The 14,418-nt window shown below is 47.6% G+C and carries 11 protein-coding genes; 7 read left to right on the top strand and 4 right to left on the bottom strand.

The features are described from left to right. Nucleotides 1-2: 2 nt before the first annotated feature. The 3 genes from nhaD to nrdG all read right to left on the bottom strand — a co-directional run bounded on the left by nhaD (nucleotide 3) and on the right by nrdG (nucleotide 3,942). A complete protein-coding gene (nhaD, locus tag Q5L94_RS09080) occupies nucleotides 3-1,436 on the bottom strand; it encodes a sodium:proton antiporter NhaD (RefSeq protein WP_317498123.1) in 1,434 nt (477 codons plus the stop codon). Nucleotides 1,437-1,627: 191 nt separating this feature from the next. Next, nucleotides 1,628-3,466 (bottom strand): anaerobic ribonucleoside-triphosphate reductase, encoded by a 1,839-nt coding sequence (nrdD, locus tag Q5L94_RS09075; protein WP_317498122.1) that lies wholly within the window; start codon nucleotides 3,464-3,466, stop codon nucleotides 1,628-1,630. Nucleotides 3,467-3,468: 2 nt separating this feature from the next. Further along, the gene (gene nrdG / locus Q5L94_RS09070) at nucleotides 3,469-3,942 is read right to left on the bottom strand and encodes an anaerobic ribonucleoside-triphosphate reductase activating protein (RefSeq protein ID WP_317498121.1); all 474 of its coding nucleotides are present in this window, start codon (nucleotides 3,940-3,942) and stop codon (nucleotides 3,469-3,471) included. Nucleotides 3,943-4,313: 371 nt separating this feature from the next. Here nrdG and Q5L94_RS09065 point away from each other — a divergent pair, with 371 nt between their 5' ends. Both Q5L94_RS09065 and Q5L94_RS09060 read left to right on the top strand, forming a co-directional pair. Continuing rightward, the gene (locus Q5L94_RS09065) at nucleotides 4,314-6,554 is read left to right on the top strand and encodes a nitric-oxide reductase large subunit (protein WP_317498120.1); all 2,241 of its coding nucleotides are present in this window, start codon (nucleotides 4,314-4,316) and stop codon (nucleotides 6,552-6,554) included. A gap of 193 nt (nucleotides 6,555-6,747) precedes the next feature. Further along, nucleotides 6,748-8,544, top strand: a complete 1,797-nt coding sequence (locus Q5L94_RS09060; RefSeq protein ID WP_317498119.1) for an ATP-binding protein — start codon at nucleotides 6,748-6,750, stop codon at nucleotides 8,542-8,544. A 19-nt stretch (nucleotides 8,545-8,563) separates the two neighbouring features. Here the strand turns inward: Q5L94_RS09060 and Q5L94_RS09055 are convergent, their stop codons facing one another. Continuing rightward, nucleotides 8,564-9,868 (bottom strand): nitrate/nitrite transporter, encoded by a 1,305-nt coding sequence (locus Q5L94_RS09055; protein ID WP_317498118.1) that lies wholly within the window; start codon nucleotides 9,866-9,868, stop codon nucleotides 8,564-8,566. Between the two features lie 248 nt (nucleotides 9,869-10,116). Between Q5L94_RS09055 and narL the strand changes: the two genes are divergently transcribed. The 5 genes from narL (at nucleotide 10,117) to Q5L94_RS09030 (ending at nucleotide 14,374) form a co-directional block, all read left to right on the top strand. Then, entirely contained in the window at nucleotides 10,117-10,776 is a 660-nt protein-coding gene (narL, locus tag Q5L94_RS09050; protein ID WP_317498117.1) for a two-component system response regulator NarL, read from the top strand. A gap of 137 nt (nucleotides 10,777-10,913) precedes the next feature. Then, the gene (yegQ, locus tag Q5L94_RS09045) at nucleotides 10,914-12,212 is read left to right on the top strand and encodes a tRNA 5-hydroxyuridine modification protein YegQ (protein ID WP_317498116.1); all 1,299 of its coding nucleotides are present in this window, start codon (nucleotides 10,914-10,916) and stop codon (nucleotides 12,210-12,212) included. Continuing rightward, entirely contained in the window at nucleotides 12,209-12,406 is a 198-nt protein-coding gene (locus Q5L94_RS09040; RefSeq protein ID WP_317498115.1) for a YfhL family 4Fe-4S dicluster ferredoxin, read from the top strand. The genes yegQ and Q5L94_RS09040 overlap by 4 nt, the downstream gene beginning before the upstream one ends. 85 nt (nucleotides 12,407-12,491) lie before the next feature. Then, nucleotides 12,492-13,181, top strand: a complete 690-nt coding sequence (locus Q5L94_RS09035; RefSeq protein WP_317498114.1) for a helix-turn-helix domain-containing protein — start codon at nucleotides 12,492-12,494, stop codon at nucleotides 13,179-13,181. Nucleotides 13,182-13,201: 20 nt separating this feature from the next. Continuing rightward, complete coding sequence (locus Q5L94_RS09030) at nucleotides 13,202-14,374, top strand: acyl-CoA dehydrogenase (RefSeq protein ID WP_317498113.1); 1,173 nt, start codon at nucleotides 13,202-13,204, stop codon at nucleotides 14,372-14,374. The last annotated feature ends 44 nt before the right edge of the window (nucleotides 14,375-14,418 follow it).

Below are 14,418 nucleotides of genomic sequence, written 5' to 3'. Positions count from 1 at the left end.
CACTAGCTCAGGGAGGTGGCTTGGTTTAGCCATAGGTGTAGCAGGATGCTGGCTGCGTAACCTATTGCTATTACCGGTGTCCATTTTAGATGCGACATAAAGGTGTAGTAACCTCTGGCTTGTCCCATTAAGGCAACGCCTGAGGCGGAACCGATAGAGAGCAGGCTGCCGCCGGTACAACAGGCCAGGGTTATGAGCAGCCAGTGTCCGGTGGACATCTCAGGGTCCATGGACAGTACCGCGAACATCACCGGAATGTTATCTACAAGAGCGGAGACCACGCCAAGAATACTGTTTGCTATGGTTGGGTCTAAACCACCATAAAGAGACTCGGACAGTAAACCTAAGTAACCCATAAAGCCTAAACCACCAACGCATAAGACGATGCCGTAGAAAAACAGCAAGGTGTCCCACTCGGCACGGGAAACCCGGCTGAATACATCGAATGGCACGACACCACCAAGTTGTTGCAGGCGTTTTTGGTCGCCCTCGCGTTCTGCCATTGCCCGTTTGCGCGCCAGTGACCCCGGCAGGGTCATACGCAGGAAGTAGCCGAAGAACTGTAAGTAGCCCAGCCCCATCATCATTCCGAGCACAGGAGGCAACTCCAGCCAAATGTGGCATGCAACGGCGGTTGCAACGGTCAACAAGAACAAGAAGGTAATGCGCAGGGCTCCCCGCTTAAGTTCCACTTCGGTATGCAGCGTTGTCGGGCTTTTGTTCTCAATAAAGAAGCTCATGATAACTGCGGGTATTAAGTAGTTCACCAATGCAGGCACAAACAGCTGTAAGAACTCAGTAAACTCTACCTTGCCGGACTGCCAAACCATAAGTGTGGTTATATCACCAAATGGGCTATACGCGCCGGCAGCATTCACGGCTATAACAATGCTGGAGCAGCAAAGCGCGACAAACTTTTTATTGCCCTCGGCAACCTTCATAACCACGGCTGACATCAACAGAGCTGTGGTCAGGTTGTCCGCAATAGGCGAAATGAAAAACGCTAAAAACCCGGTTATCCAGAAGAGCTTTCTATAAGTGAAGCCCTTTTTCATCAACCAGGCGCTGAGCGCATCGAACAAACGCCGTTCTTCCAGAGCATTGATGTAGGTCATTGCCACCAGCAAAAACAACATCAGCTCCGCAAATTTTAATAAATTTTCCCGGAAGGCTTCTTCGGCGAGGGCGGCGTTGTCGCCAGTGTAAACAAACCCTATGAGTATCCATATAACTCCTGCCGCTAGCAGCACAGGCTTGGATTTTCTCATGTGCAGTTTCTCTTCACCCATCACTAAAATATAAGCAAGAATAAAAATGACGATGGCAGCATAACCAACGGTCGATGAGGTGAGATCGATACGGTCAGCAGAGGGTTCTGCAGCCAGTACTGATACCGAAAACAGCAGCGAAATGACGGTAAACAGTAATCTTTTCATAGCGTTTTTTCAGTGCAGTTCAGAACCAAAATATAAACTGCACCAACTCTCCTTGTTGGTTGGTGGTTAAGAATGAAAATGGTTGATTATTCCGGCAGGAATTTTCGCGCGGAGATTACCACAAAACTCGAATTTTGAGAGCTACAGAAAGAGGGAAAACTCATCCCTCTCTGTCAGCATTTTGTGCCACTTTAGCTAGCTCTGCGAAATACCCTATTGGATTGTGCCGCACCCACAGCAACCTCTGCAGGCTGCTTGCGATGATAATGACGCAAATGGTGCTCTTTTCGACGGCCTGCACTAAAAGCAGACACTCGTTTTAAGTAACCAATCACCCGGGTTCCGTAATCAATGTCTTCAGAGCCACAGCTGGAACATTCGCTTAAGGTGCGTTTATCAATCTGCTCACAGGCATTACAAATGGTAATTTTGACGTTAATGCAAAAGTAATTACAGCCCGTTTTCGCCGCAATGTTCAGTAAGGACAAATACCCAGAGGTATTGAGCTTTTCATCAAGGTTCAAATGCAATGCCGAACCGCCATCCAGGTATTCAATCAATTCTTTTCCGTGAAGAACCAGTTTATCCAGTGCATTGGCGTCTTCGTCTTCTACGGCATAGAAGTAGGAGTTGTAGCAGTCACGGCTCACTTTATAACCGTCAGATCGATCCCACTTGGCGTTCTTCACGCCCAGGTTTTCTGCTGGCACAAACTCTGTGTTGAACATGTGCCCGTATTCTTTTTTAGCGGCCTTGTTTGCGTCATAAATGACTTTTAAATGGCTTTGCACAAAATCTTTATAGGCCTGGTTGTTACCTGCAGTAATCCCCTGCGATTCCGCCGCTTCAACCATGCCGTTAATACCAATAGTCAAAAACTGCTTGTCCAGGGTAATAAAGCCGGCGTCATAGACCGTTAACAGACCCGCTTCCTTGTATTCTTCCAGCAGTTTTCTGTAAGCCACCTGATATTTGTGGATTTTGCGGACTTCTTCCTCTAAATCTCTGCCATCCTGCACCAAACGGTTCATGTTCATGGTAATGACATTAATAGAGCCTGTCGCAACACCACCGGCACCCAGGGTATAAGAAAAGGTATTGTCGCTAATTTCGCTGCGTAGTCGGCAACAGGACGCTAACGAGTCGGCATTGTCAGATAAGTAAACAAAGAAGGAGTTGCCATTTGCCATTTCCCCGGCTATTTTTTCGGCAAATGCCTGATCTTTGCACTGACCGTTGTCAGTTAACATGGCCACAGTCACCACCGGGAAGGTCAATATCGTTTTTTCACGTTCCTTATTAAACCAGTCCAGGAAGAAGTCCTGTAATGCGCTAACCGAACTCCACTCAGGTTTGGTAAAGTCCGCAGGGAAAACAAACTCGCCAAACATACTGTCAAAGTAATGCTGGTCGTAAATGGAAATATTCCAGAATACACTCTGGTAGCCGCGGGCCGCCGCAGGCTGATTCAGCGCATAGACCACGTGCTGCAGGTGGTTTTCAATTTGGTGACGATGCGTATTCAAATAGTCGTAACCGTAGTCTTTGCGAGCAAAGTAGTCGAAGTAGGTTAGAAACTCGACCGTAGCAACAGCCCCGGCAAACTGCGAGCTCACGGCAAAAACAAAGTTAACAAAGGTGCCGCAGAAAGACTCTAAATGCTTAGGTGCCTGAGACTCTCCACCCAGCTTAGTTAAACCGTCACGTAAAAACGGGTACATGGTGACTGAAACACAGTAAGGTTTCAGGCTGGTTTCGTCATGTACGTATATTTCATGATCTTCAATTTGTCGAACGTACTCTTTCGCCAGATCATTACCGAAGAGTTCGCTAATTTTATTACTGACCTGTTTGCGGTTAACCTGCACAAAAAAGTCCTTCATTAACTCGGCTTCAAGCGTTGCTATGTTCTTTTGTGTGACGTTGGCGTTTGCATCCATTTTCGAGCCATCGGCCGCGTTTTGAGCATGCAGATACTCGTGAATGAAATCGACTTTGCCAGTGACTTGTTCTTGGTTTAAGCGCAACATAATTATTCTCCTGTTTGAAACGCGCAGTTCAATAACTGCAGTGTCCGTAAGTCATAAAAGCGTTGGTTGGTGGTTGGGCTTTCCAGCCCGCCCCGGGCAGCTATCCACGGCCCGGTTTTTAAATAAGTCAGTTGTTCGCGTAGGGTCAGAGAGACGTCTTCATAACCGGTATACAAGCAGGTCTCCAGCCCTTCGTTTCGTATTTGCTTTAATAGTTTCAGTAGTGCTGTGGGCTGCCATTCGCCGCCCAGAAATAAAACACAGGTTATTAATCCACGGTATTTTTGCAGCTGCTGTGCCAGATGCTCCTGGGTTAGAGATGAGCCACTTCCCACCGGCCAGCTATCCACACTATGGCAACCTTTGCACCCCACCGGGCAGCCCGTAATGGTGTAAGCTAAAGTCACTTTTCCCGGAACTTCCTGCCAGACAATTTGCTCTGCACTGTAATGTAAAGATTCAGGATAAATCGCCATAAAAAACCATATATTGTTATTAATATAAAAATAATCACTACATATTGTGCTTCAGCATAGTTAAGTCTGTTTCGGGTGCATTGATCACGCTCAAGATTTAAGCAAGAAGAAAAAAATGACAGGAGCCTTAAAGAGATACCCATTAAAGGGTAGAAATAACCTTTCGGGTACTTTTGACCATAAAAGTAAAAACAACCTAATAAACTTAAGTTATAAATACCCTTTTGAAATTAAATCCCTTATTTATCAGTAAATTAAACTATGGCCTCAATATTGCACTTAGGTGAATGCATAGCGAATTAATCAAAATTCTCTGCTCATAAACCTATGGAGTAACAATATGAAGCTGTTCAGCATCAAGGAGGTCAATTATGGCCGGTTATCGTAAGCTTTGGTGGACGCTAATTGCGGTTCTCGCAATTACCTTTGGACTTTTAGGGTACTTCGGAACAGAAGTTTACCGTGAGGCTCCGCCTATTCCGGATAAGTTCATGAGTACCAATGGCAAAGTCATTGCAACCGAAGAGTCTGTTTTAGACGGGCAAACCGCCTGGCAGTCTGTTGGTGGCATGCAACTGGGTTCCATTTGGGGGCACGGTGCTTACCAGGCGCCCGACTGGACAGCTGACTGGTTACACCGCGAACTTATTGCCTGGTTGGACATTCGCGCGAACGAAGTCTTTGGCAAACCCTACGAACAGCTTGAGGGATCGCAGCAAAATCAACTGGAATACGAGCTGAAAGAAGAGTATCGGACCAATACTTACGATAAAGCTTCAGATACCGTTATTCTCAGTGAGCGACGCATTCAGGCTATTGAGCAGACCGGCGAGTATTACTCAAAGCTGTTCAGCGATGACCCGGAGCTGCGCCCTACCCGCGTCAGCTACGCCATGAAAGAAAATACGCTTCCTTCAGAAGCGCGTCGTGCGGTAATGAACGACTTTTTCTTCTGGACAGCCTGGGCCGCGTCGACAGAACGTTTTGACTCAGATATTACTTATACCAACAACTGGCCACATGAAACCTTGATAGATAACGTGCCTAGCGCGGAGAATATTATCTGGTCAATTGTCAGTGTGATTCTCTTAATTGCCGGTGTCGGCTTCTTAATCTGGGCATGGGCGTTTTTACGTCAACACGACGAAGAAGACCCTGTTGCGCCAGAGCATGATCCCATAGCCAAAATTAAGCTCACGCCCTCACAAAAAGCCTTAGGTAAATACCTGTTTATTGTGGTTGCGCTGTTCTCGCTACAAGTTTTACTGGGTGGATTAACCGCACACTACACAGTAGAGGGACAGGAATTCTACGGCATTAATATTTCCGAGTGGTTCCCCTACTCACTAACCCGTACCTGGCACATTCAGGCTGCCATGTTCTGGATTGCCACTGGGTTCCTGGCTGCAGGCCTCTTTCTTGCGCCGATTATTAATGGCGGTAAAGATCCCAAGTATCAGAAACTGGGTGTCGATATCCTGTTCTGGGCATTGGTGTTAGTTGTTGCAGGTACCTTTATTGGCAACTGGTTAGCCATTGCGCAAATTATGCCTGCACACCTGAACTTCTGGTTAGGTCACCAGGGTTACGAATACGTCGACTTAGGTCGCCTATGGCAAATTGGTAAGTTCCTGGGTATCGTATTCTGGCTGGTACTGATGATGCGCTGTGTGTGGGGTGCATTCAAAGTCAAGGGCGACAAGAACTTACTGGCACTGTTTACCGCTTCGGTAGTTGCTATTGGCCTGTTCTACGGTGCTGGTTTCTTCTACGGCGAGCGTACTCACATTTCTATCATGGAATACTGGCGCTGGTGGATTGTTCACCTGTGGGTAGAAGGCTTCTTCGAAGTGTTCGCAACTGCCTCACTGGCCTTTATTTTCCACAGCATGGGCTTGGTTTCCCGTCGCATGGCAACCGTCGCTGCGTTAGCTTCCGCGTCGCTGTTTATGCTCGGTGGTGTACCAGGTACGTTCCACCACTTGTATTTTGCCGGTACAACCACTCCAGTCATGGCCGTGGGTGCAACGTTCTCAGCATTAGAAGTCGTGCCGCTGATTGTTCTGGGCTATGAAGCCTGGGAGAACTACAGCCTGCAAAAACGAGCAACCTGGATGCAACGCATTAAGTGGCCGTTACTTTGCTTCGTTGCGGTTGCCTTCTGGAACATGCTGGGCGCGGGTGTACTCGGCTTTATGATAAACCCACCTATTTCGCTGTACTACGTGCAAGGCTTGAACACTACGCCAACTCACGCACATGCAGCTTTATTTGGTGTGTACGGATTCCTGGCACTTGGTTTCGTCCTGTTAATTTTGCGCTACATTCGCCCGAACCTGCAGTTCGATGAAAAACTGATGAAAATGGCATTCTGGACCATGAACATTGGCTTAGCACTCATGCTTTTCACCAGCCTGTTGCCGGTCGGTTTCATTCAGTTCTACGCCGCCGCCAGCGAAGGCTTGTGGTATGCACGCAGTGAAGCCTTTATGCAGCAGCCTCTGCTACAGAACCTACGCTGGTTCCGTACGGTTGGTGATATGGTCTTCATCGTGGGTGCATTAGGCATCAGCTGGCAAGTTGTAAAAGGCTTAAAGCATAAGTCTGACTAACCCTTAATAAACCAAGCTTCTGCAATTGTTGCGGAAGCTTGGTTTTTCTTTTGTGAGGAGTTTACTTGAAGATGTATGAGCCGCCCCCCTAGCACCCTCGCAATAAAGTGATGGATTAATTCGCACTTATTTGTTCCCCTCTTTCGAAATGCTATATCATGTGCCGGAACTTTCACTCAGGACGTCGCCCGGAATGATACGCAACGCTTCTATAATTAATGTCTTCAGAGTATCGCTTGCGCTTATCGTGATTATTGCCAGCGCCTCTTCTCTATCTGCATTCTGGCTTTTGGAAAAATCAGAGCAGGACGCGGAGTTAATTAACGTTGCGGGCTCACACCGGATGAAAGCCTACAAGTTCGCATTACTGCTATCCGCCGGTAAGAATATTAAGGCCAGCAAAACGGCACAAGAAATAGAAACACTCTGGGAACAGCCTCTTCTTCATCGTCACTTCGTAAAAGCCGGCGGGAGTATTCAGCAGTTAGCCAACGGCGCTAAAACCGAATGGCGGCGGGTGCACTCGGAAATAGCAGAACAAGATTTTGCTCGCTTTTCAGAGCAGCAAAGTAACGCTATAGACAACTATGTGAATCAACTCGACACTTTGGTCGGCCAGCTGCAGGAGCATTCAGAAAGACGAATGGAGACGGTTCGTAGCTCACTGGCTTTAGCCTCATTCTTTATCGTTGCCATATTTTTCTTTTTACTTACCGTGCTAAAACGAAAGATCAACCAACCGCTTCGACATCTGCTGGCAGTTTCCAAGCGTTTGGGTCAGGGCGACTTTACCGCTAAGTCAAAAATTGATAACGAAGATGAAATAGGCCAGTTGTCCCGCACCATGAACAAAATGTCGGAGACAGTCAGCTACTTTTATGGCGGCCTTGAGCGCCGGGTAGAGCAACAAACTCAGGAACTGTCCCGCAAAAACAAGGTGTTATCTTTTCTGTACGATACCGCCCGCTCCATTATCGTTCACAGTTATGACTACAATAATTACCAGCAAGTCATCGAAAAGCTGTACGAAATTGGCGAAGTAGATGACATTGAGTTGTGTCTGTTAACAGAAGAAGGCAATCGCCCATTTTTGCAACTGCAACCGCGCCCCAGTTCACACGACCCCTGTGAAGCTGGTAACTGCGCCAGCTGTCTTAAAGCTGGCCCAGGAGCTTCGGTAATAGATGACAAGCTGGTGTACCGCTTTGTGCTAAAACGGGAAGATCAAAACTACGGTGTACTCATTGTTCGCTGCGAGCAAGAACAGCCTCTGGCAACCTGGCAACAGCAATTGATGAGTTCAACAGCGGACCAGCTTGCCTTATCGCAAAGTCTGAAATCGGAAGAAGAGCAAGTGCGCCGGCTGGCACTAATGCACGAGCGTACCGTTATAGCCCGCGAGCTGCACGACTCACTGGCGCAGGCTTTGTCCTACTTAAAAATTCAGGTTACGAGACTACACAAAGGCATTGAGAAGAACGATCGCGCCACTATAGATGATGTCAGTAACGAGCTGAGAGAGGGCCTAAACTCAGCCTACCGGCAGCTGCGGGAATTGCTCACGACTTTCCGCTTAAAAGTTGATGGCTCAGGACTTTACAGTGCATTGCAGACGACGGTTAAGCAGTTAACCGAACAAAGTCATATGGTTGTTCACCTGGATTACCGCCTTAATAATATTCCTCTAGTGCCTCATGAAGAGATCCATTTACTGCAAATTATTCGTGAAGCCAGTCAGAACGCGGTAAATCATAGCCAGGGAAGGGAAGTGCACATTAGCCTGTCGCAACCCAGTGGGCAGGACGTGGCACTTAGGATCACTGACGATGGCATCGGTTTGCCTGAAAACGCGGAGAAGGTTAATCATTACGGGTTAGCGATTATGCAGGAACGCAGCCGTAACCTTGGTGGTGAAATAACAATTTCAAGACTGGAAAGCGGTGGTACAGAAGTTTGCTTTACCTTTACACCGGACTACTTGCTGCAATAGAAAAATACCCAACCCGCCCTTAAGGGTTATAAAACTGGCCATGACGACGCAAATAGACAAAGCCATTTAACAAGAATCCGATAACATAAAAGACAATGAAATCGATATAAACGGTATCCATACTTTGCGACTGCAAAGCCCAGGCGAAGCGCAAGGGCAAATAAACCGCACCCAGCATGGCGATAGTGCCAGCCCAAATTAACACTCTGTGAGTATAAGTTCTGGGAAAGACTTTCGTCATACTGACAACGACCGAGCCGTTCCCTAAAGCACTGGTAAAAATCAGCCCTAGCATGCTGATGAAGAATGGCTCAAAGTAGAGTTCAGCGGCACCATGTTGAGCAAGGTACATATAGCGGCCAGCCAAAGCCCCAAATATCATCATCAATAGCAAACTCATTTGCGTTATCAGGGCGCCACCAAAAATAGTTGCCAGCCAACGTCCAAAAGGCCTGGCTAACAAAGCAACAAAAGGCCCCATCCACACCAGAATTAAGGTGCTGTAACCGAACACAAATTCCAGCATCAGCGGTAATGCCATAGTAAAACCGATAAAACTGCCAAACGTCATGTTGTACAAAATGCTGCAATACCAGACATGCCCATTTTGAGTCAGCAGCTTTCTCAAGGTGACTTTGGGTAATGACTGTTTGTGGTTTGACAATAAAGCAGCGGCTGCGCTCAAAGTGGCTGTCAGGCCAAAAAGAATCGCCCAGACAAAACTGAAATTGTTTAACCGAATAACCTGGCCTGCCTCAATGCGAGAAAAAAAGTGACCACTACTGCGTTCAAGTATAAGAGCGCAATCTACCGAAAACAGCGGCCAGGTGGCCAGCAGAGGAACAGCCAACTGAGCTAAAAACAGAGAGAATATCGTCATGCCAATAACCAGGCTCATGGACAACGGCAAGGGGAGCATGATCTTTGACTGACGAGTTAAGTCGAATGCGGGCGCAAACATCATGCAGCCAACGCCTGAGCCGGCAGCTAAAGCAACCAATACCGGATAGCTCAGCTGCATAGCTGAAAATTGAACAAAGCTGATAATACTCATTAGCAGCATAAGAGTAGCGATAACTGTAGGCATCCACCGTCCGAAGACGTTTGCCAGCAGCGTTCCTAACAGCTTGGACACAGCCCCGCTTGCGCCTGCAATAGCAACTAATGACAACAACTGAACCGGGCTTAAATGGAGATTTGATTTGGCCAGCAATACAACAATAACGCTCCAGCTTGCCCAAAAGGTGACACCCAGTAATAACACACTCAGTGTTAACCCACGGGAAAGCGCGCGAGAACCGAGGTAATCGCGAATATCGCTCATTGTATTCGCTTGCGAAGCTTTGCCCATAACATTGCAATTTGTTGTCATATTCACAGAGTAAAGACTGTGCAACTATGAGGGTTTGGATACAACTCACATCAAGAGTTAGTTTTGGGTTTATTATTGGGTAAGCAGCTACCTCTTTAGGGGGAGAGTTTTATTCAGAAGTGTAAGTAGTGCTTGTCCGCGGTGAATTTGTACACAAGCTATGTCAAACTAACCGGGTTCAATTTACAAGGGAGAATACTATGACAACCGATGCGGCCAGCATTATGCTAGTGGATGATCATCCGCTACTGCGCAAAGGACTAAAGCAGTTGATTGCAATGGAAGATGATATGACCGTTATTGCAGAAGCCAGTAATGGCCCGGACGCCTTGCTATTAGCGGCTGAGCACGACCCTGACTTAATTGTTCTGGATTTGAACATGCAGGGTATGGATGGCATAGAGACTCTGAAAAGACTCCGCGATTCAGGAGTCACCTCGCGGATTATCATGTTAACAGTGAGTGATGCTGATGATGATGTGGTTGCGGCAATAACTAATGGTGCTGACGGTTATCTACTAAAAGACATGGAACCAGAGCTGCTACTGGAACAGATTCACCGCGCTGTTACCGGCAAAATGGTTTTAAGCGAAGCTATTACCGAAATACTGGCGACCGCCCTGCGCCAACCAACGCAGTCCACCACTTCGCAGTTAAGTAACTTAACCAATCGCGAGCACGAAATTTTAAGCTTAATTGCTAAAGGGATGAGTAATAAAGTCATTGCCCGCGAACTGGATATTTCAGATGGCACGGTTAAAGTGCACGTAAAGCACTTATTGAAAAAACTGGGACTACGCTCGCGGGTTGAGGCCGCCGTATGGATGGTCAACCTTCAGGGTAATAAAACGCCTCAATAAGGACTGATAATAACGGTCCATGACTGGGAGGGTACTTTGCCAACATGTACCCTCGCTATCTCTCCTTGATTTGCGTCAACCTGCCAATTTCCTGACTCTGTTATTCTTCGTCATTAGTTTGGTGATACAGGTGTTTTATGTCAGCCGCAAATTTCCGTCCTGAGTTACTTTGTCCTGCCGGCAGCCCCGAAGCTATGCGCATGGCGTTTGCTTACGGTGCAGATGCCGTCTACGCCGGCGAACCTCGCTATAGCCTGCGCGTACGCAATAACAGCTTTACCCTGGAGAATTTAGGCGATTGCATTAACGAAGCTCACCAGCAAGGAAAACGTTTTTACGTTGTGGTCAATATTGCGCCACACAATGCCAAACTGGCCCGGTTTGTTGAGCACATTTGTACCATTGTCGACATGAAGCCCGATGCCTTAATTGTGTCCGATCCCGGCGTGGTTATGTTGCTGCAACAATATTTTCCCGAGCAACCTCTGCACTTATCTGTGCAAGCCAACACGGTCAACTGGGCGGCACTTCAGTTCTGGCAACAACAAGGCATTGAGCGGGTAATTTTGTCTCGCGAGCTGGGGCTCAAAGAAATTGCTGAAATGCGCAAGCAGGTACCGGACATAGAAGTTGAAGTATTTGTACACGGCGCACTGTGCATGGCCTACTCCGGGCGCTGCCTGCTTTCTGGGTATATGAACAAGCGCGACCCCAATCAGGGTGCCTGCACCAATGCCTGTCGCTGGGGTTATGAAGTGCACCAAGCAAAGGAAAACGCTGTGGGTCAATATGAGCCGGTACTTCTCGGCGACCCGAAGCGTCCGCAGGACTTGATGTTGCTGGATGAAGACATACACGGCTCCTACATCATGAACTCGAAGGATTTACGCGCGGTTGAATACGTAAAGGACTTAGTTGAAATGGGTGTGCATTCCTTAAAAATTGAAGGTCGCACCAAGTCAGACTATTACATTGCCAGAACCGCTCAGGTTTATCGGCGCGCAATTGACGACGCCGTGGCCGGTAAGCCTTTTAATAACGAACTGCTTAGTGAGCTGGAAGGTATGGCAAACCGGGGCTTCACCGCAGGCTTTTTGCAACGCCATACGCCACAAGACTTACAGAATTATGAACGTTCGCACAGCGAAGGCGAGCATATTCTGGTCGGGCAACTGGCAGCAGCAACTGCAGACACTAGCGTGTATGAAGTTGAGGTGAAAAATGGCTTTTCTATTGGAGATGAACTGCTGCTGATGACACCCAAAGGCAACTATCCGTTTCAATTGACACACATGGAGTCACTTAAAGACGAGGCCATGATCCGCGCCCCCGGTTCCGGTTATCAAGTGAAACTGCAGACGCCGGTCAGCATAGAGAAAAACGATGTTCCTTTTTGTTTTCTGATAAAAGAAGCAACCGTGAGGAAAGTAGCATGATTATCATTAACGATGGCTGTATTAACTGTGATGTTTGCGAACCCGAATGCCCAACCGAAGCTATTTCTATGGGCGACAGCATTTACGAGATAGACCAGAGCAAGTGCGTAGAGTGTGAAGGTTATTACGATACACCAAACTGCTACGCGGTATGTCCGGTAGAGGCTGTCGATATTCTACAAGATAAGGGGTAACTCTCATCTCTCTTTAGAGGTAGATAAATTTGCTGGAGGGTTTTGTATAGTGAACCAGATCAATAATTCAGCGGATGAGATGATTATGCGTACCCCAATTCAATGTAGCCAATGCAGCATGCAATCAATTTGCGTACCCGCCGGTTTAGTACCAACCGATGTCGAAATTCTTGATAAATGCAGCCGCGAACCGCATCTTTTTAACAAGCGTAGTGTTGTTTTTAGTGAAGGACAAAAGCTCAATTCAGTTTTCGCAATAAAAAGCGGCTCGGTAAAGTGCTACACCATTGATAGCAATGGTAAACAACAAATTACCAGCTTCCATATGGTTGGTGATATTGTCGGTCTTGAGAGCTTAGCCAGCGGTTCAGCAGCCACATATTGCGAGACCATGGAAACCTCTATGCTGTGTGAAATAAGACTGAGCAAACTATTTGCACAAGAGCTTCCTAAAGTTGAAAGTAACCTTCTGCAGCTTATGAGCCGACGTTTAGCAAATTGCAGCAAACACTACTTAAACATTGTGAATACCAGTGCGGAGCAGAAAGTTGTGGCTTTTTTACTTTCAATAAGCACGCATATGCATCAACATGGGCTTTCCCGTAGTGAGTACCGACTGCCAATGACGCGTACAGATATTGCCAATTACCTGGGCCTGGCCGTGGAAACTGTCAGCCGTATTTTTACCGCACTGAAAGAGCAACAGCTGATTAACACCGAGCAGTCTATTCTCACTATTAATGACTTTACGGCTCTGGAGCGTCGAGTCGCTTAGTACTTTTTTCAGGAGGTCAGATGTCATCCGCCGGTTTTAATTGGTCCGATCCGCTCAACTGGCAAAACACCTTGTCAGATGAAGAAAAAATGATTCAGGAGAGCGCCCATCAGTACGCTCAGGAAAAGCTCATGCCACGCGTGCTTGAGGCGAACCGCAACGAAAACTTTGATCGCCAAATTATGAGCGAGTTGGGTGAGATGGGCTTGTTAGGCGCAACCTTACCGGAAGAATACGGCGGCAGCAGTGTTAACCACGTTAGCTATGGCCTTATTGCACGAGAAATTGAGCGTGTCGACAGCGGCTACCGCAGTGCCATGAGTGTGCAATCCTCTTTGGTTATGCACCCTATCTACACCTTTGGTACTGAAACTCAGCGTAAAAAATACTTACCTAAATTAGCCAGCGGTGAATGGGTTGGTTGCTTTGGCCTGACCGAACCCGACTCTGGCTCTGACCCGGCCAGTATGCGTACCACCGCCAAGCGCACCGACAACGGTTATGTTCTTTCCGGTTCTAAAATGTGGATCACAAACTCGCCTATTGCGGATGTATTCGTGGTCTGGGCAAAACTCGACGGTGAGATTCGCGGTTTCGTGTTGGAAAAAGGCATGAAAGGCCTGAGCGCACCTAAAATTGACGGTAAATTCTCATTACGTGCTTCTATCACCGGCGAAATTGTTATGGATGGCGTTGAAGTGTCCGAAGATCACATTTTCCCGGACGTTAAAGGTTTAAAAGGCCCCTTTAGCTGCCTTAACAAGGCCCGTTATGGTATTGCCTGGGGCTCGCTCGGTGCAGCTGAATTCTGCTGGCACGCAGCACGACAATATACGCTGGAGCGCAGCCAGTTTGGTCGCCCGCTGGCAGCAAACCAGTTAATACAGAAAAAACTGGCCGACATGCAGACCGAAATCAGCCTGGGGTTATTAGGCTGCCTGCAAGCCGGACGCGAGCTTGATAAAGGCACATTAAGCCCCACTGCGATATCGCTGATTAAGCGTAACAGCTGTGGTAAGGCGCTGGATATTGCCCGCCAGGCTCGTGACATGCACGGTGGTAACGGTATTGCCGATGAATACCACGTGATTCGCCATGTGATGAATTTAGAAGCGGTGAATACCTACGAAGGTACACACGATATTCATGCGTTAATTCTGGGTCGTTCACAGACCGACATTCCTGCGTTTTAGTAGCGAGGCTTAGCACTCTCGCCGGAAAAGCAAATCAGCCCCGG

Source organism: Idiomarina sp. Sol25 (assembly GCF_033052775.1).
Lineage (GTDB): Bacteria > Pseudomonadota > Gammaproteobacteria > Enterobacterales > Alteromonadaceae > Idiomarina.
The sequence above is the reverse complement of the archived record's forward strand: the minus strand, read 5'-3'. Positions and strand labels throughout refer to the sequence as shown.